We start from the raw sequence: 17,815 nt of genomic DNA, 5'->3' as shown, positions 1-17,815 counted from the left end.
ACCACGACAAGATGCCGTCTCTCGACAACTTCCAGGCGAGCACTATGAGCATCGTTTCGGCTTCTGATCGGCGGAAGATTCAGGCTTTTTCGTGATGCAGCGACCAGCTTACGCGATATTTGGCCGGCGTCACGATCATGTTTGGAAACAGACGTTAATCGTTGCCGGCAGTGCGGTCGATGCGGATCACGAACAGCATCGCCGGCCGGACCGCATCCAGGCGCAGTTCCGGCGCTTGCGCCCCGAGCAACAGCGCGTCGAGCGGCCCAAGTTGCATGGGCGCCGCGCCGGCCACGCTGAGTTCGCCGTCGACGCACAGAATAAGTGTTTCATCGGCCTCGGCCTGGATCTCCGTCGGAGCCGAAATCAGCAGGCGCTCGACCGTGTGGGTCGCCCAGGCGCGGCGGGTCATGACGTTGAGGTCGATGATCGGGCCGGCGATCAGCGTAGCTTGCGTCGGCACGTCGCCCGGAAAGGCAAGCGGTGCGGAAGCCTTGGTGATTTCGACCGGCGGCCGGCCGGCGATATCGAGGACCATGCCCTCGCCTTCCAGCAAGGCCAAGGTCCGGTCGACGCCATCGAAGCCGGAGAACGGGCCGCTGCCCTCGACCAGCGCCATCGAGACACGCCAGTCGAAATCGTCGAGCCCGGCACCTGGCGGCGACACGACAATCTCCGTCGTCACCCCGCCGCCGTTCTTCCACGGCATCGACCGGTATTCGGCTGCCCGAAGGATGCGCAAGGCGCGGCTCAGTCCAAAATGCCGGGCAGGTTGAGCTGGTTCTCCCTGGCGCACTCGATCGCGATGTCATAGCCGGCATCGGCGTGGCGCATCACGCCGGTCGCCGGGTCGTTCCACAGAACCCGCTCCAGGCGCTTCGCCGCCTCGGGCGTGCCATCGGCGACGATGACCATGCCGGCATGCTGCGAAAAGCCCATGCCGACGCCGCCGCCATGGTGCAGCGACACCCAGGTGGCGCCGGACGCGGTGTTGAGCAGGGCGTTGAGCAGCGGCCAGTCGGAGACGGCATCCGAGCCGTCCTTCATTGCCTCCGTCTCGCGGTTCGGCGAGGCGACCGAGCCGGAATCGAGGTGATCGCGGCCGATGACCACCGGTGCCTTCAGTTCGCCCCTGGCGACCATCTCGTTGAAGGCGAGGCCGAGCCGATGGCGATCGCCGAGCCCAACCCAGCAAATGCGCGCCGGCAGGCCCTGGAAGGCGATGCGCTCGCGCGCCATGTCGAGCCAATTGTGCAGATGGGTGTTGCCGGGCGTGAGTTCGCGCACTTTGGCGTCGGTCTTGTAGATATCCGCGGGGTCGCCGGAAAGCGCTGCCCAGCGGAACGGGCCGATGCCGCGGCAAAACAGCGGACGGATATAGGCCGGCACGAAACCTGGGAAGGCAAAAGCATTCTCGAAGCCCTCCTCCTTCGCCACCTGGCGGATGTTGTTGCCGTAATCGAGCGTCGGCACGCCGGCGTTCCAGAACGCCACCATCGCCTCGACGTGCTCGCGCATCGACGCGCGGGCAGCTCTTTCGACGGCCTTCGGGTCGCTGCTGCGCTTCTCGCGCCACTCGGCCAGCGACCAGCCCTTGGGCAGATAGCCGTTGAGCGGGTCATGCGCCGAGGTCTGGTCGGTGACGATGTCGGGGCGCACGCCGCGCCGCACCAGTTCCGGCAGGATGTCGGCGGTGTTGCCGACGAGGCCGACCGATTTCGCCTCACCGGCTTTGGTCCAGCGCTCGATCTTTTCCAGAGCCTCGTCGAGCGTGTCGGCGCGTTCGTCGACGTAACGGGTGCGCAGCCGGAAATCGATGCGGTCGGGATCGCATTCGACGGCCAGGCAGCAGGCGCCGGCCATGACCGCGGCGAGCGGCTGGGCACCGCCCATGCCGCCAAGGCCGCCGGTCAGTATCCACTTGCCCCTGAGATTGCCGCCATAGTGCTGGCGGCCGGCCTCGACGAAGGTCTCATAGGTGCCCTGCACGATGCCCTGCGTGCCGATGTAGATCCACGAGCCGGCCGTCATCTGGCCGTACATCATCAGGCCCTTTCTATCGAGCTCGTTGAATTTCTCCCATGTCGCCCAGTGCGGCACCAGGTTGGAATTGGCGATCAGCACGCGCGGGGCGTCAGGATGAGTGCGGAACACGCCGACCGGCTTGCCGGATTGCACCAACAGCGTCTCGTCGTCGCCGAGCGTCTTCAGCGAGGCAACGATGCGGTCGAAATCGTTCCAGGTGCGCGCCGCCCGGCCGATGCCGCCATAGACGACCAACTCGTTGGGGTTTTCGGCGACCTCTGGGTCGAGATTGTTCATCAGCATGCGCAACGGCGCTTCCGTCAGCCAGGTGCGGGCGTTGAGCTCGCTGCCGCGCGGGCTGCGCACTTCACGGATGTTGTGGCGAGGATCGGTCATGATTGTCCCTTTCGAATGAAGCGCGCCGCGCGTCAGCGCTCGGCCCAGGCGATCGCGGTTTCCAGGATCTTTCTCAGCGTGACGCGGATTGGCGCCGCGAATTCGGCATCGTAAGGCACCGGCCAATTGCCGGGCATGCCCTTGCCTTCGGGCTCGCGCAGATAGCCGCGGTTGGACAGCTCCATCTGCAGCGCGTGGACGCCGTTTTGCGGCTGGCCGAAATGGCGCGTGATCCAGCCGCCCTTGAAGCGGCCATTGACGACGAAGCTCTCGCCGGTTTCGCCCAGAATCTGCCTGACTTTCTCCTGCAGCGTCGGATCGGCGCTCTTGCCGTCGTTGGTGCCGAGATTGAAGACCGGTAATTTGCCTTCGAATAGGCGCGGCAGCACCGAACGGATCGAATGGCAGTCATAGACGACGATCTTCCCATGCAAAGCGTGCAGCCTGTCGACCTCGGCCTGCAGCGCGGCATGATAGGGCAGGAAGAACTTCTCGCGGCGACCGTCGATCTCAGACGGTCCCGGCTCTTCACCTTTGCGGTAGAGTGGATCGCCGTCAAAGGTCTCGGTCGGACAGAGCCCAGTCGTCGTCTGGCCGGGATAGAGCGAGGCGCCGGACGGATCGCGGTTGACGTCGATGACGGTGCGAGAAATCGCCGTATGCACAACGGTCGCGCCGAGGTCTTCTGCGAAGTCATAAAGCTTGTCGATCCACCAGTCGGCGTCACGGCGGCCGAGCCAGGGCGAGATTAGCCGGCTGTCGAGGCCGGCGAGATCGATGCCGGTATGCGGGATCGAAACCAGCAAGGGTGCCGTGCCTTGGGTGACCGTGAGCCAGGAGGGTGAAGTCATCGGAAGTCTCCACGCGACAGAACGCAACTTTGCGACCGTCTTTGAACACCGATCTCGCTTTTTGTCGGTTGCGACGTATTTTGTTCTTGCTTTGTGCCGGCAGCTATGCTACTAATTTGCCTATGGTGCTGATTCAGCCCGACGACCCGCCCTCGAGGCGGGTTTTTTGTTTCTGGCCTTGAAAGTTTCGGTGTTGCCGGGCTGAGGTTGGCGGGACAGCGCCCCCCTCTGTCCTGCCGGACATCTCCCCCTCCAGGGGGGAGATTGGCTATCATCTCTACTTTCGCCAATCTCGTAGGGTGCAGAAAGGGCGCAGTCCCCGAAGCTGCCAATCTCCCCCCTGGAGGGGGAGATGTCCGGCAGGACAGAGGGGGGCGCGACGGAACACGACCCATGCCGGCGTAACGCAGCGACGACGGCTTCACGACGTCACGCCCGGCAGCTTCACCGCGCTTGCCGCTTCCACCGCCGCGCCGCTGCGTACCATGGCGATGGCCTTCTCCATGTCCGGGTGGAAATGGCGGTCGTTGTCGAGATGCGGCACCTCTGCCCTGACCAGCCGGCGCACCGCCTCCAGTGCCGCGCTCGAGGCCAGAGGCGCATGGAAATCGCAGCCCTGTGCGGCGGCCAGCAATTCGATGCCGATGACGGCCGTCGCATTCTCGACCATGCCGATGAGCCGGCGCGCCCCATGCGCCGCCATCGAGACATGGTCTTCCTGATTGGCCGAGGTCGGGATCGAATCGACGCTGGCCGGATAGGCTTTTTGCTTGTTTTCAGAAACCAGTGCCGCGGCGGTGACCTGAGGGATCATGAAACCGGAATTCAAACCCGGCTTGGGCGTGAGAAAAGCCGGCATGCCCGACAGCGCCGGGTCGACCAGCATGGCGATGCGCCGCTCCGACAGCGAGCCGATTTCGCAGACGGCGAGCGCGATCATGTCGGCGGCGAAGGCCACGGGCTCGGCGTGGAAATTGCCACCCGAAAGTGCGGAGTCGTCCTCGGCAAAGATCAGCGGATTGTCGGTGACGCCGTTGGCCTCGGTGGCGAGCGTGTCCGCGGCCTTGCGGAGCACGTCGAGTGCTGCGCCCATCACCTGCGGCTGGCAGCGCAGGCAATACGGATCCTGCACGCGCTCGTCGCCGACGCGGTGCGATTCACGGATGGCGCTGCCGGCCATCAAATTGCGCAACGCCTCGGCCGTCTCGATCTGGCCGCGATGTTTCCGGAGCAGATGGATGCGTGGATCGAACGGAGCGTCGGAGCCTTTGGCGGCATCGGTCGACAGCGCGCCGGCGACCAGTGCCGACTGGTAGAGCACCTCCGCTTCGAACAAAGCGGCAAGCGCATACGCGGTCGAGAACTGGGTGCCGTTGAGCAGCGCCAGGCCTTCCTTGGCGCCCAGTATCACCGGCTCCAGGCCGTGCGAAACGAAGGCGACCTTGGCGGGAAAGCGGCCATGCGGGGTAAAGCACTCGCCGACGCCGATCATCACCGCGGTCATGTGCGATAGCGGCGCAAGGTCGCCGGAAGCGCCAACCGAGCCTTGCGCCGGCACCACGGGAATAACATCGTTGGCCAGCATCGCCTCAAGCAGTTCGATGGTTCGCGGCCGCACGCCGGAGGCGCCCTGTGCCAGGCTGGCCAGCTTCAGCGCCATCATCAGCCGGCAAATTGCGATGGGCATCGGCTCGCCGACGCCGGCGGCATGCGACAATACGATGTTTCGCTGCAGCGTCTCGAGGTCGGCGGCGGGGATGCGAACACTGGCCAGCTTGCCGAAGCCGGTGTTGATGCCATAGACCGGCTCGCCTTTGGCAACGATCCTGGCGACGGCCTCGGCGCTGGCCTTGATCTTCGGCCGGCAGGCATCGTCGAGCCTCAGTGCGGCGCCGCGATAGATGGCGCGCCAATCGGCCAGCGTGGCATTGCCTGGCCTTAGCTTGAGTTCGGTCATTGTCCCCTCCAGATGCGGGCATGCAGCGGGTTGAAGCCCATGCGGTAGACGAGTTCGGCCGGGCGTTCGACGTCCCAGATCGCCAGATCGGCGGATTTTCCGGCCTCCAGCGTACCGGTCTGTCCAAGCAGCCCGAGCGCGCGGGCAGCCTCGCGCGTGACGCCGGCAAGGCATTCATCGACCGTCAGGCCGAACAACGTCGCCGCCATGTTCATGGTCAGCAGCAGCGAGGTCAGCGGCGACGTGCCGGGATTGTTATCGGTGGCAACGGCCATCCTGACGCCATGCTGGCGAAACAGGACGATCGGCGGCTTCTTGGTCTCGCGGATGAAGTAGTAGGCGCCGGGCAGGATGGTCGCCACGGATCCTGCCTTCGCCATCGCCGCCGCACCGGCCTCGTCGGTATATTCGAGGTGGTCGGCCGACAGCGCACCATAGCGCGCCGCAAGTTCCGCGCCGTGCAGATTGGATAGCTGGTCCGCATGGAGCTTGACCGGCAGGCCCGCCGTCTTCGCGGCATCGAACACGCGGGCGATCTGCTCCGGCCACAATGCAATGCCTTCGCAAAAACCGTCGACGGCATCGGCCAGGCCCTCGGCAGCGATGGCCGGCAAAATCTCGTTGGCGACAAGATCGATAAAGGCATCCTTGTCGCCTTTTGCTTCGGGCGGCAGCGCATGGGCGCCGAGGAAAGTGGTCCTGACCGTCACCGGCCGCTCACCGCCCAGCCGTCGCGCGGCGCGCAACGACTTCTTCTCGTTTTCGAGGTCGAGACCGTAGCCGGATTTGATCTCGACTGTGGTGACGCCTTCGGCGATCAGCGCATCGAGGCGCGGCAGCGACTGGGCGACCAGCTCGTCCTCGCTGGCCGCGCGCAGTGCCTTAACCGAGGAAACGATGCCGCCGCCGGCCTTGGCAACCTCCTCATAGGTGGCGCCGGCCAGCCGCATCTCGAATTCATTGGCACGGTTGCCGGCATGGACCAGATGAGTGTGGCAGTCGATCAGGCCAGGCGTTATCCAGCGACCGTCGCAGTCGATCGCCTCGGCGTTTTCGCGGAGCGCTGCCGGCATGTCGGCTTCTGGCCCGGCATAGACAATCCGGCCATTGCGCACGGCGATTGCACCGTGCTCGACGACGCCTGACCCGGCGCTGCTATCGGCCATGGTCGCGAGGCGCGCATTGCGCCAGAGGCGAACCTCCCCTGCCCGGCTTTTGTTCTCTGCAGCCATCATCTTTTCCGTTTCAATCGGGAGTCATTATGTATATACATATCAAAAAGCACTGCAAGCGCTATCATCGCATGGCAGGCCGGGATTTGGAGAAAAACGTGACGGCAATCTTTGCGGAACAGGCACTTCTGCCCGACGGCTGGCACAGCAATGTACGGATCGTCATCTCCGACGGCAGGATCGCCACGGTCGAGGCGAATACCTCGCTCCTGCCTGGCGACGAGCGCCAGGCCATCCTTCTATCCGGCATGCCGAACCTGCACAGCCACGCCTTCCAGCGCGGCATGGCCGGGCTTGCCGAATTGCGCGGGCCTTCCGCCGACAGTTTCTGGAGCTGGCGCGAGGTGATGTACCGTTTCGCGCTGTCGATGACGCCGGACCAGGTCGAGGCGGTCGCGGCCCAGCTCTATGTCGAGATGCTGGAGGCCGGGTTCTCGCGTGTCGGCGAGTTTCACTATTTACACCACGACCGCGACGGCCGGCCCTATGCCAACATCGCCGAGATGGCGGAGCGCATCATTGCCGCAGCGTCCGAGACCGGCATCGGGCTGACGCTGTTGCCGGTGTTCTACGCGCATTCCTCTTTCGGCGGCGCTGCGCCAAATGAAGGCCAGCGGCGGTTCATCAACAATGTGAACCAGTTCTCGCGGCTTGTTGAGAAATGCCGCGAATCCGTTCGCAGCTTGAATCAAGGCGTTGTCGGCGTCGCCCCGCACAGCCTGCGTGCCGTGACACCGGAGGAACTGGAAAACATCACGGTGATGGCGCCGGAGGGGCCCATCCACATCCACGTCGCCGAGCAGATGAAGGAGGTCGAGGACTGCCTTGCCTGGTCCGGGGCGCGGCCGGTCGAGTGGCTGCTTGCCAATGCCAAGGTCGACCGGCGCTGGTGTCTCATCCACGCCACCCACATGACCGACACAGAGACGGTGCAAATGGCGAAAAGCGGCGCCGTTGCCGGCCTTTGTCCGATCACCGAGGCCAATCTCGGCGACGGCACGTTTGCCGCGTCCTTGTTCATGCAGCATGGCGGCCGCTTTGGCATCGGCTCGGATTCAAACGTCCTGATCGGCCTGCCGGACGAGTTGCGGCAGCTCGAATATTCGCAGCGCCTCGCCCACCGCGCCCGCAACGTGCTGGCGGTGGCCGGTGGCTCGACCGGCCGTGCTTTGTTCGATGCAGCGCTCGATGGTGGCAGTGCCGCGTTGGGCGCCGGCCCCTCGCAGATCGCAGCAGGTGCCCCGGCCGATTTCGTCTCGCTCGACGGCAAGCATCCATCGCTGGCCGGCAAGACGGGCGATACAATCCTTGACGCCTGGATTTTTGCCAACGGCACCAAGATCGATTGCGTCTGGGTGCATGGCAAGAAACTGGTCAGCGGCGGCATGCATGCCAGGCGCGATGCTATCGCCGAGCGGTTCCGCAAGGTGATGACGGCGCTTTCGGCATGAGTATGATCGCGACAATAAGCGCGGATTCTGGAAGCGCGGACGGCGGCGAGGTTCTTTCGCTGCACCAGCGCATCCTGTCGGACATCAGCGAACGGATCCTGTCGGGTGCCTGGGCGCCCGGCCACCGCATTCCGTTCGAGCATGAACTGACGGCCGAATACAATTGTTCGCGCATGACAGTGAACAAGGCGCTGTCGCAACTGGCCAAGGCCGGGCTGATCGAGCGCCGGCGTCGTTCGGGCAGCTTTGTCCGCCGGCCGCAATCGCAGGCGGCCGTTCTCGAAATCCACGACATCCGGATCGAGGTCGAGGCACTTGGCTTGCCCTACCGCTATGAGCGCATGGCGCGAAGCGGAAGGCGCAGCAGCGCCGACGACCGAGCCCTGCTGGAACTCGACGTCGCCGGGCCGGTGCTGGCGCTGGAATGCCTGCATTTCGCCGGCAAGCGGCCGTTTGCCCACGAGCAGCGGCTGATCAACCTGGCTGCCGTGCCGGAAGCCGCCGAAGAGGCGTTTTTCGAGACCGCTCCCGGTCCGTGGCTGATCGGGCGCGTGCCGTGGAGTGCCGCCGAGCATCGCATTCGCGCGGTTGCCGCCGAAAAGCACATCGCGGCGGCGCTCGACATCGAGACCGGCGCGCCCTGCCTGGTGATCGAGCGGCGGACATGGAGCGCCGAGCACCCCGTCACCCATGTCCGGTTCACCTATGCGGCAGAGAACCACACTCTCGTGGCAAGGTTCACGCCATCGCAGGGGTGAGCTCCTAACCCTCCCCCTTGAGGGGAGGGTCGCGGAGCAAATTGCCGCGCGGCGGCATTTTGTGACGCGGGGTGGGGTCGGAGCAACCTCGCCGACCCCACCCCGTCTCGCAGTCTCCGCTTCGCTTCGACTACTCGCCGACCCTCCCCTCGAGGGGGAGGGTTAGAGCCGCATTCTCAAATCGCCGCGGTAACAATGATCTCGACCAGATATTCCGGTCCGGCAAGTTTCGCTTCGCCCGTGGCGCGGGCCGGCGTGTTGCCCTGCGGCACCCATTTGTCCCATTCCGCGTTCATCTCGGCAAAGGTGCTCATGTCGGCCAGCCAGATGATCGCCTGCAGGATCTTGGTTTTGTCGGTGCCGGCCTTGGCCAGCAATTCGTCGATCGCCGCCAGAATGTCCCTGGTCTGGGCACCGACGTTTCCGCCCGGCTTGCCGACCTGACCGGCCAGATAGACGGTGTTGCCGTGGATGACGATCTGGCTCATGCGTGGGCCTACATCGATGCGACGAATGCTCATTGGATATTCCTTCTCCTCTTGTCAGCTGCGCCTGTTTAGGGGCCGGGTTCGCCGGGAGCAAGGCCGCTCGAGCGGAACTTCTTGAGCCAAGCCAATGCACACAACATGACGGCCCGGCCGCAATTCCGCCCGATTGGCTTGTTGACTAATGTAATAACATCACATATCGAATCCGCCCCTGCACCACCGATCGTCGCCCCATGGATCGTCACATGAGCCAAACCTGCCTGACCTTCCGCGACCTGACGCTGGGCTACAACAGCCACCCAGCGATCCACCACCTCGATGGTACGATCCGCAAGGGGTCGTTGACGGCGGTCGTCGGCGCCAACGGCTCCGGCAAGTCGACGCTGATGAAGGGCATTGTCGGCGTCCTGAAGCCGATGGCCGGTGCGGTGATCCGGGCGCCCGGCGTGCGCGCCGCCTATCTGCCGCAGCAATCGGAGCTCGACCGTTCCTTTCCGGCCCGTGTCGTCGACCTGGTTTCACTTGGCCTATGGCCGCGGCGCGGCATGCTCGGCCGTTATACAAGGGAAGATCGCGACTCGGTCAGCGAGGCGCTGATGGCCGTCGGCCTCGGCGGTTTCGAGAAGCGCCCGATCGACACGTTGTCGGGCGGCCAGCTGCAGCGCACGCTGTTTGCCCGCGTGCTGTTGCAGGATGCCGAGCTCATCCTGCTCGACGAGCCGTTCAACGCCGTCGATGCCAAGACGGTCGGTGACCTGATCGCGCTGATCAAGCGCTGGCACGGCGAGGAGCGCACGATCATGGTTGTGGTCCACGATCTCGATCTGGTGCGGCAGAATTTCCCCGAAACACTGCTGCTGGCGCGCCAGCCGATCGCTTGGGGAGAGACCAGGGAGACGCTGCGGCCGGAGAATTTGTTGCGTGCGCGTCGCTTCCACGAGGCCTGGGAGGATAACGCGCCATGGTGTGAGCCCAGCGAGCATGATCACCAGCACAGTGGCCACGAACACGGCCATGACCATGACCATCATCACGGCCCCGGGCCGACGGCGGCGTGATGGACGTGCTCTACGGTCTGTTCGTCGCTCCGTTCGCCGACTACGCCTTCATGCAGCGGGCGCTCGCCGGTTCGATGATGCTGTCGCTCGGCGCCTGCCCGGTCGGCGTTTTCCTGATGCTGCGGCGCATGAGCCTGTCCGGCGACGCCATGGCGCATGCCATCCTGCCGGGTGCTGCCGCAGGCTTCCTGTTCTATGGCCTGGAAATCCTGCCGATGACTATCGGCGGACTGATCGCCGGCATCATCGTGGCGCTCGGCGCCGGCGCCGTCTCGCGCTTCACCATCCAGCGCGAGGATGCCTCGATGGCGGCCTTCTATCTGATTTCGCTGGCCATCGGCGTGCTTATGGTGTCGATCCGCGGTTCCAGCGTCGATCTCATGCATGTGCTGTTCGGCACCGTATTGGCGCTCAACAACGAGGCGCTGACGCTGATCGGCGGCATCGTCGTGGTGACGCTGGCCAGCCTCGCCATCTTCTGGCGGGCGCTGGTCGCCGAATGCCTCGACCCTTTGTTCCTGCGCTCGGTCAGCCGGATGGGCAGCCCGGTGCATTTCATCTTTCTCGGCCTCGTCGTGCTCAATCTCGTGGGTGGTTTCCAGGCGCTCGGCACCTTGCTGTCGGTCGGGCTGATGATGCTGCCGGCGGCGGCGGCCCGCTTCTGGACGTCGCGCGTCGAGCCGATGTGCGTGTTGGCCACAGTGATCGGCTTTGCCTCCTGCATTGCCGGGCTGCTGTTGTCCTACCATGCGTCACTGCCCTCCGGCCCGGCCATCATCCTGTCCGCCGGCGTCGTCTATTTCGCCTCGATCCTGTTCGGCACGCGCGGCATCCTGCGCGCCCGCATCGTCCATCACCGCCACAGAACTGCCTGATCCCAACAAGGAGAAACTGTCCATGCTGAAATCGATCCGCACCGCGTTGGCCGTGAGCGTTATAACATTAACCGCCCTTGGCGCTTCGTCGGCCTTTGCTGAGCCGTTGAAAGTGGTCGCCAGCTTCACCATCATCGCCGATTTCGCCAAGAATGTCGGCGGCGACCGCATCGATCTGACCACCATCGTCGGGCCGGACGGCGACGCCCACGTCTACGAGCCGAGCCCTGCCGATGCGGTGGCCATGGCCAAGGCCGACATCGTGCTGGTCAACGGCCTGCATTTCGAAGGTTTTCTGCAGCGCCTGGTCGACGCCAGCGCTACCAAGGCTTCGATTGCCGTGCTGACCAAGGGGGTCACGCCCATCAATTTCAAACCCGAATTCGCCGAGGCCGACGCCGCCGAAGGCGCGGAAACCGATGGCGGCAAGACGGTCACCGATCCGCACGCCTTCCAGTCGATCGCCAACGCCAAGATCTATGTGAAGAACATCGCCGACGCCTTTTGCACGGCCGACGCTGCGGGTTGCGACAGCTACAAGGCCAATGCAGCCGCCTATACGCAAAAGCTCGATGCGCTCGAGGGCGAAGTGCAGGCGGCGATCCAGTCGATCCCGCAAGAGAAGCGCGTCGTCATCACCTCGCATGATGCCTTCGGCTATTTCGAGAAGGCCTATGGCTTGACCTTCCTGGCCCCGGAAGGCGTGTCGACCGAGTCGGAGCCTTCCGCCGCCGACGTGGCCAAGCTGGTCAGCCAGGTGAAGCAGGACAAGGCGGCGGCGATCTTCGTCGAGAACATCACCAATCCGCGGCTGATCGAGCAGATCGCCAGCGAGACCGGCATCAAGGTGGGCGGCACGCTCTATTCCGATGCGCTGTCGCAGCCCGACGGCCCGGCCGCGACCTATATCGACCTGATGCGCAACAACATCGCCCAGATCAAAGGCGCGATCCTCGGCAGCTGAGCGATCGACCTCGTACATCCAGCCGGGCTGGCGTATGGCGCATCCAAGCACACGCGGCGCTGTCCGGCTGGATTTCCGGCATCGAAATCTCTATCTGCGCGGATGGATTTCTTTTCGCGCGGATTGCCGACCGGGTCAGGGAGTGGCAAGACTGCCGCTAACCAGATTGCGAGGACACCGCCATGGAATACCGACAGATCAGCGAGGACTATTCGGTCTCGGGCCAGATCCAGCCCGAGGACGTCGCGACCATCAAGGCCGCCGGCTTCAGAAGCGTGATCTGCAACCGGCCGGACGATGAGCAGCCCGGCCAGCCATCGGCCGACACCGTCAAGGCGGCGGTCGAGGGCGCCGGGCTCGCCTTCCGCTACATCCCCGTCATCAGCGGCCAGATCACGGCCGAGAATGTCGAGGACCAGGCCGAGGCGCTTGAGGAACTTGAAGGCCCGGTCTTCGCTTACTGCCGTTCCGGCGCCCGCTGCACCAATCTTTATGGGCTGATCCAGCAGTCGAAGGGGTGACATTCGCCCTCAGATCGGTAGCGCGCCGGTTTCCTTCAGCGTCTCCAGCACGATCGCCGTCTTCACGTGCTGCACGGATTCGTGCGGCAGCAGCACGCTGTTGACGAATTCCGACAGCGACTTCAGGTCGGGCGTCACCACTTTCAATATATAGTCCATCTCGCCCGTCAGCGCGTGCGCTTCCTGCACTTGCGGCAGCCGCGCCACCAATTCGCCGAAACGCCGCGCATTGTCGCGGTTGTGAGTGGCAAGCGTCACCGAGATGACGTTGACAAGGGAAAAGCCGAGCTTGTCGCGGTCGAGCACCGCCCGGTAGCCTTTGATATAGCCGTCCTCCTCCAGCCGCTGGCGACGGCGCGAGCATTGCGAAGCGGACAGGTTCACCCGTTCCGAGAGGTCGTTGTTGGTCAGGCGTGCATCGCCCTGCAGCAGAGCCATTATCTTGCGGTCAAACTGGTCGATGCGCGCCTCATCCATGAATTTCGGCTCCGCAGTGCACAACTCGCGCATAATCAGACCATTTTAAGCGTTTGAATGCAAGCAATTTGCACTCGCTCCGCGCTATGATTGCGCTCAGATATGGCCGACGCGGCCAAGGCCAGATTTCAGGCCAGATTTCGGAGCAATGCCATGGGTCCCTTCCCGCACGACGCACCGCCCGCCAAGATCAGCAAAACCAATCCCGCCGGCACCGACGGCTTCGAATTCGTCGAATTCGCGCATGCCGAGCCAGAAAAGCTCGCCGAACTGTTCACCCGTATGGGCTATGTGCCGGTCGCCAGGCACCGCAGCAAGAACATTACCGTCTGGCGGCAAGGCGACATCAATTATGTCGTCAATGCCGAACCCGGCTCGCATGCCATGAAATTCGTCGACAAGCACGGCCCTTGCGCCGCCTCAATGGCGTGGCGGGTGGTCGATGCCAGGCATGCCTTCGACCATGCGGTAGCCAGGGGCGCGACGCCCTATGAAGGCAACGACAAGACGCTCGATGTGCCGGCGATCGTCGGGATCGGCGGATCGCTGCTCTATTTCATCGAAGCCTACGGCGAGAAGGGGTCGGCTTACGACGCCGAGTTCGACTGGCTGGGCGAGCGCAACCCCAGGCCGGAAGGCGTCGGCTTCTACTATCTCGACCACCTCACCCACAATGTCTATCGCGGCCAGATGGACAAATGGTGGGATTTCTACCGCGACCTGTTCGGCTTTAAGCAGATCCATTTCTTCGACATCGACGGCAAGATCACCGGCCTGGTCAGCCGCGCCATCACCTCGCCGTGCGGCAAGATCCGCATCCCGCTCAACGAGTCCAAGGACGAGACCAGCCAGATCGCCGAATATCTGAAAAAGTATAATGGCGAGGGCATCCAGCACATCGCCGTCGGTACCGACAACATTTACGACGCCACCGACCGGCTGGCCGAAAACGGCCTGAAGTTCATGCCGGGTCCGCCGGAGACCTATTACGACATGTCCCATGCTCGCGTGAACGGCCACGATGAGCCGATCGAGCGTATGAAGAAGCACGGCATCCTGATCGACGGCGAAGGCGTGGTCGACGGCGGCACGACCAAGATCCTGCTGCAGATTTTTTCGAAAACCGTCATCGGGCCGATCTTCTTCGAATTCATCCAGAGAAAGGGCGACGAAGGCTTTGGCGAGGGCAATTTCCGCGCTTTGTTCGAATCGATCGAGCAGGACCAGATCAAGCGCGGCGTGCTGAGGGTGGACGGCAAGGCAGCGTAGCCAGCTCGGCCGAGGTGTCTTGTGGTTTGATCAATTATGACCTAAATTATGGTCATAAGGATCGAGTCATGAATGTTTCTATTGCCGAAGCCAAGGCCAAATTGTCGGAACTCGTCAGCCGCGCGGAAGCCGGCGAGGAGATCGTGCTCACACGCCACGGCAAGGTGGCGGCGCGTATCGTAGCTCCGGCAGTGGCCGAACCCCTGCCGCGTATCGGCGCATTGAAGGGCAAGATCTGGATTGCGGACGATTTTGATGAACTCGGTCCCGAGTGGGATGAGTACGTGAAATGACGGTCGGCCCGTTTCTCGCCGACACACACATCATCCTCTGGTCGATTTCGGACGATCGACGTCTCAGCGAGCACCACCGCGTTATTCTGGCTTCGGAAGCGGTGGTGTTCGCGAGCGCGGCAAGCATCTGGGAAATTGCCATCAAACGTTCGATCAGAAAACTTAATGCGCCGGACGATCTGCCAACGCTGCTTCCAAGGATGCAATTTCAGCCGCTCGCCGTAACCTTCCAGCACGCGAACGCCGTCGGCGGCCTACCCCACCACCATGGTGATCCGTTCGACAGGCTTCTGATTGCGCAGGCGCAAGTGGAGAACCTCACCATCCTGACATCCGACCCGCATTTCGCCCGTTACGATGTGGCTTTGGCATGATTATCCAAGCAGTTGGTCTCGCAAGCCCAGCCGCTCAACCTCCGCTTTCCTGAGTTTCACATCGTAATCGAGGAAGAACTCGTCGAGTTGCGGCGGTTTCACCGAGGTGCCGGACAGCATCGCGTGCACCTGGCCGCGATGATGGATGTCGTGGATGAAGAGATGGGCGAGCAAATCGCCGATCCGCTCCGGTAGCATGCCGTCCTCGCGCCGGTCGGTGAGAACGCGGCGCCCGAGATCGTCCGCCGACAGGCGGTCGCAAAAGGCGATCAGCCGCCGATCGGCCTCCGCCTGTTCAACAAAAAGCGCCTTGGCATCATTGAACGGCACAAAATCGTCATGGGCGGCGGCGCCGACGCCGCTCTCTTCGAGAAAATCGAGATAGAGGTGATCGACCGCGAGAATGTGGTTCAGCGTTGCCTTGATCGATGGGAAGAAGCTTATCCTTTCAGCTTCGAATTCGCCGGGCTCAAGCTGCAGCACGGCACGATAGAGCCGGTCGTTGGACCACAGATTGTTAGCTGCCATGCGGCGGAAATGGTTCAGCAGGTCCATGACTTCACGCCGCTGACCGGACCAAAGACAGGCCCGCCCACATGAGCACGAATCCGGCGATGACGATCAGCAGAAGCCGGATCATGTGCCGCCGCATGGCTTGCGTTTCCTGGTCCCGTGCGACGTTGGTGTTGGTGACGGTATGGAACATCATCGCCTTGCGCGGAAAGCCGCTGCGGTTGGTCAGGCCGGGCGAGCGCGCCTCGATGCGGTAGCTCAGGCGGACCGCCAGGATGAAGATCGCCAGCATGACAAGGGCCCAGACACCGCACAGCAGGTAGAACGTCTCGCCCGTCATTCTCTTGCCCCGTCGTATTTCTCGACCTTCTGCTCGATGGCGCCGAAGATCGAATGCCCGCCTCTGTCCTTCATCTCGATGCGCACGGTATCGCCAAAGCGCAGGAAGGGCGTTTTCGGTCCGCCGGCCTCAATAGTCTCGATCATCCGCAACTCGGCGATACAGGAATAGCCGGCGCCGCCTGCCGAGACAGGCTTGCCCGGCCCGCCGTCGAGCTTGTTGGAGACGGTGCCCGAACCGACGATGGTGCCGGCGGCCAACGGTCGCGTTTTTGCGGCGTGAACAATCAGCGCCGGAAAGTCGAAGGTCATGTCGATGCCGGCGTTCGCCCGGCCGAACGGCTTGCTGTTGAGATCGACCAGCAGCGGCAGGCTGACCTTGCCGCCGTCCCAGGCATCGCCCAGCTCTTCCGGCGTCACCGCTACCGGCGAAAAGGCCGATGACGGTTTCGACTGGTAGAAGCCGAACCCCTTGGCAAGCTCGGGTCCGGTCAGGCCGCGCAGCGTCACATCGTTGACCAGCATGACCAAGCGGATCGCTGCCCGCGCCTCTTCGAGGCTTGCGCCCATCGGCACATCGTCAACTATGACCGCGACCTCTCCTTCCATGTCGATGCCAAGGGTCTCGTCGGTCATGCGGATTGGGTCCCGCGGTGCGAGGAAAGCGTCCGAGCCGCCCTGGTAGATCAGCGGATCGGTCCAGAAGCTTGCCGGCATCTCGGCGCCGCGCGCTTTCCGCACCAGTTCGACATGGTTCACATAGGCCGAGCCATCGGCCCATTGGTAGGCGCGCGGCAGCGGCGAATGGGCGTCGTGCTCGTGAAAGCGAGCCGACGGCACCGCATTATTCTCTAGCGATTCAGCCATGGCAGCGAGATGCGGCGCGATCCGAAGCCAGTCGTCAAGCGCGGCCTGCAGCGTCTGCACCAGAAACGAAGCATCGGTGAACCGTGTCAGGTCGCGCGAGACGACGACAAGCTTTCCGTCGCGCGTCCCATCCTTCAATGTGGCAAGCTTCATGCGGTTTCCTCTCCTGGCGCAGCTTTGGTGCTGCTTTGATTTTTTGTTCTACGCATGATCTCTTCCGAAAACCGGTTTCCACTTTTCGGGATCATGCTCCAGCTCCACAACAAGGCCGTCGCGTGCGATCGTCAAGTCGCCGGCCCATGTTTTCCTGACGGCGGCAATCCAGTCGGCCTCGCCGATCTCGGGATCGTCGGCGGGAATGAGATGGTTGAGGACGAGTCTTTTGACGCCTGCATCACTGGCGATGCGGCCCGCTTCCTCGGCAAAGCTATGGCTGGCAAGCAGGTGTTCCCTCAGCCTTGCGCCGTTGCCGGTCTTCGCGACCAGCCGCTCGATACCCTCTTCCAGCATGGCCTCGTGGACCAGGACGTCGGCGCCTTGGGCGAAATCCGCCAATGGCGGAAAGAACGCCGTATCCGACGAGAAGACGATGCTTTGCCCCGCATGGTCGAAGCGCAGCGCAAAGCAGTCCGTCACCGGCGGGTGGTCGACGCGCAAGGCCGATATTTTGAGGCCGCGCTCTTCCGCCACCTGGCCTTCACCAAACTCGACGATCGAGACCAGGTCGCGGAGATCCGGCCGCCCTTCATCGGCGATGCGGATCTCGATGTCGAACTCCATCGCCTGGCAAAAGCGTTGCCAATAATAGGCGGTGCCGGGCGGGCCGAATACGGTGGCCTTTGTTGCCAGGCCGGCCGTCCACGCGGTGTGGATCAATGGTCCGAGTTCGAGCACATGGTCGGAATGCAAATGCGTGATGAAGATCAGGTCGAGCGCCTTCAGGCTGATGCCGGCATCGGTCAGCCCGCGCGTTACGCCCAGCCCGCAATCGACGACAAGGGTGCGGCCGCCAATCTCCAGCAGTGACGAACTCGGCCACGGCCCGCCCGGCCGCAGCGCGGGACCACCCTTCGAGCCAAGAAGGACCAGACGATCCGTCACGCGACG

20 protein-coding genes are annotated in these 17,815 nt (G+C 63.5%); 9 read left to right on the top strand and 11 right to left on the bottom strand.

Features of this window, described 5'->3' with window-relative positions; genetic code table 11:
- Positions 1–154: 154 nt before the first annotated feature.
- The 5 genes from NKI63_RS06345 to hutI all read right to left on the bottom strand — a co-directional run bounded on the left by NKI63_RS06345 (position 155) and on the right by hutI (position 6,461).
- Positions 155–742 (bottom strand): HutD/Ves family protein, encoded by a 588-nt coding sequence (locus tag NKI63_RS06345; RefSeq protein WP_352689427.1) that lies wholly within the window; start codon positions 740–742, stop codon positions 155–157.
- An 8-nt stretch (positions 743–750) separates the two neighbouring features.
- Positions 751–2,421, bottom strand: a complete 1,671-nt coding sequence (gene hutU / locus NKI63_RS06340; RefSeq protein ID WP_352820758.1) for a urocanate hydratase — start codon at positions 2,419–2,421, stop codon at positions 751–753.
- Between the two features lie 32 nt (positions 2,422–2,453).
- Entirely contained in the window at positions 2,454–3,272 is an 819-nt protein-coding gene (gene hutG / locus NKI63_RS06335; protein WP_352689429.1) for an N-formylglutamate deformylase, read from the bottom strand.
- 421 nt (positions 3,273–3,693) lie between these two features.
- Entirely contained in the window at positions 3,694–5,229 is a 1,536-nt protein-coding gene (gene hutH / locus NKI63_RS06330) for a histidine ammonia-lyase (protein WP_352689430.1), read from the bottom strand.
- Positions 5,226–6,461: an imidazolonepropionase gene (hutI, locus tag NKI63_RS06325; protein ID WP_352820756.1), complete on the bottom strand. Its 1,236-nt coding sequence runs from the start codon at positions 6,459–6,461 to the stop codon at positions 5,226–5,228. The genes hutH and hutI overlap by 4 nt, the downstream gene beginning before the upstream one ends.
- Before the next feature lie 98 nt (positions 6,462–6,559).
- On the opposite strand from hutI, the gene NKI63_RS06320 reads away from it, so the two are divergent.
- Both NKI63_RS06320 and hutC read left to right on the top strand, forming a co-directional pair.
- Entirely contained in the window at positions 6,560–7,912 is a 1,353-nt protein-coding gene (locus tag NKI63_RS06320; RefSeq protein ID WP_352689432.1) for a formimidoylglutamate deiminase, read from the top strand.
- Positions 7,909–8,670, top strand: coding sequence for a histidine utilization transcriptional repressor HutC (hutC, locus tag NKI63_RS06315; protein ID WP_352506564.1), 762 nt, complete (start codon positions 7,909–7,911; stop codon positions 8,668–8,670). Before NKI63_RS06320 ends, hutC begins: the two co-directional genes overlap by 4 nt.
- A gap of 176 nt (positions 8,671–8,846) precedes the next feature.
- Here the strand turns inward: hutC and NKI63_RS06310 are convergent, their stop codons facing one another.
- On the bottom strand, positions 8,847–9,191 hold the full coding sequence (locus NKI63_RS06310) for a RidA family protein (protein ID WP_023674415.1): 345 nt from the start codon (positions 9,189–9,191) through the stop codon (positions 8,847–8,849).
- A 212-nt stretch (positions 9,192–9,403) separates the two neighbouring features.
- Between NKI63_RS06310 and aztA the strand changes: the two genes are divergently transcribed.
- The 4 genes from aztA to NKI63_RS06290 all read left to right on the top strand — a co-directional run bounded on the left by aztA (position 9,404) and on the right by NKI63_RS06290 (position 12,576).
- Entirely contained in the window at positions 9,404–10,216 is an 813-nt protein-coding gene (gene aztA / locus NKI63_RS06305; protein WP_352509901.1) for a zinc ABC transporter ATP-binding protein AztA, read from the top strand.
- Entirely contained in the window at positions 10,216–11,091 is an 876-nt protein-coding gene (gene aztB / locus NKI63_RS06300; protein ID WP_254817491.1) for a zinc ABC transporter permease AztB, read from the top strand. The genes aztA and aztB overlap by 1 nt, the downstream gene beginning before the upstream one ends.
- Positions 11,092–11,113: 22 nt before the next feature.
- Positions 11,114–12,055, top strand: coding sequence for a zinc ABC transporter substrate-binding protein AztC (aztC, locus tag NKI63_RS06295; protein WP_352509903.1), 942 nt, complete (start codon positions 11,114–11,116; stop codon positions 12,053–12,055).
- Between the two features lie 182 nt (positions 12,056–12,237).
- Positions 12,238–12,576 carry a protein tyrosine phosphatase family protein gene (locus NKI63_RS06290; RefSeq protein WP_352509905.1) on the top strand — a complete coding sequence of 113 codons (339 nt, stop codon included), beginning with the start codon at positions 12,238–12,240 and terminating at the stop codon, positions 12,574–12,576.
- Between the two features lie 9 nt (positions 12,577–12,585).
- Here the strand turns inward: NKI63_RS06290 and NKI63_RS06285 are convergent, their stop codons facing one another.
- Positions 12,586–13,053: an Lrp/AsnC family transcriptional regulator gene (locus NKI63_RS06285; RefSeq protein ID WP_254817488.1), complete on the bottom strand. Its 468-nt coding sequence runs from the start codon at positions 13,051–13,053 to the stop codon at positions 12,586–12,588.
- Between the two features lie 153 nt (positions 13,054–13,206).
- On the opposite strand from NKI63_RS06285, the gene hppD reads away from it, so the two are divergent.
- The 3 genes from hppD to NKI63_RS06270 all read left to right on the top strand — a co-directional run bounded on the left by hppD (position 13,207) and on the right by NKI63_RS06270 (position 14,989).
- The gene (hppD, locus tag NKI63_RS06280; protein WP_352509906.1) at positions 13,207–14,322 is read left to right on the top strand and encodes a 4-hydroxyphenylpyruvate dioxygenase; all 1,116 of its coding nucleotides are present in this window, start codon (positions 13,207–13,209) and stop codon (positions 14,320–14,322) included.
- A 68-nt stretch (positions 14,323–14,390) separates the two neighbouring features.
- On the top strand, positions 14,391–14,615 hold the full coding sequence (locus NKI63_RS06275) for a type II toxin-antitoxin system Phd/YefM family antitoxin (protein ID WP_254817725.1): 225 nt from the start codon (positions 14,391–14,393) through the stop codon (positions 14,613–14,615).
- The gene (locus NKI63_RS06270; protein ID WP_352509908.1) at positions 14,612–14,989 is read left to right on the top strand and encodes a type II toxin-antitoxin system VapC family toxin; all 378 of its coding nucleotides are present in this window, start codon (positions 14,612–14,614) and stop codon (positions 14,987–14,989) included. The genes NKI63_RS06275 and NKI63_RS06270 overlap by 4 nt, the downstream gene beginning before the upstream one ends.
- On the opposite strand, the gene NKI63_RS06265 is transcribed toward NKI63_RS06270, so the two are convergent.
- From NKI63_RS06265 to NKI63_RS06250, 4 genes are read right to left on the bottom strand one after another with little or no spacing between them, the layout of a single operon-like run.
- On the bottom strand, positions 14,990–15,544 hold the full coding sequence (locus NKI63_RS06265; protein WP_352690831.1) for a DinB family protein: 555 nt from the start codon (positions 15,542–15,544) through the stop codon (positions 14,990–14,992).
- Between the two features lie 4 nt (positions 15,545–15,548).
- Complete coding sequence (locus NKI63_RS06260) at positions 15,549–15,842, bottom strand: hypothetical protein (RefSeq protein ID WP_352690829.1); 294 nt, start codon at positions 15,840–15,842, stop codon at positions 15,549–15,551.
- Complete coding sequence (locus NKI63_RS06255; protein WP_352509910.1) at positions 15,839–16,861, bottom strand: fumarylacetoacetate hydrolase family protein; 1,023 nt, start codon at positions 16,859–16,861, stop codon at positions 15,839–15,841. Before NKI63_RS06255 ends, NKI63_RS06260 begins: the two co-directional genes overlap by 4 nt.
- Before the next feature lie 48 nt (positions 16,862–16,909).
- Complete coding sequence (locus NKI63_RS06250) at positions 16,910–17,809, bottom strand: MBL fold metallo-hydrolase (RefSeq protein WP_352690828.1); 900 nt, start codon at positions 17,807–17,809, stop codon at positions 16,910–16,912.
- Between the last annotated feature and the right edge of the window lie 6 nt (positions 17,810–17,815).

This window comes from Mesorhizobium sp. M0410, from assembly GCF_040321435.1.
Lineage (GTDB): Bacteria > Pseudomonadota > Alphaproteobacteria > Rhizobiales > Rhizobiaceae > Mesorhizobium.
The sequence above is the reverse complement of the archived record's forward strand: the minus strand, read 5'-3'. Positions and strand labels throughout refer to the sequence as shown.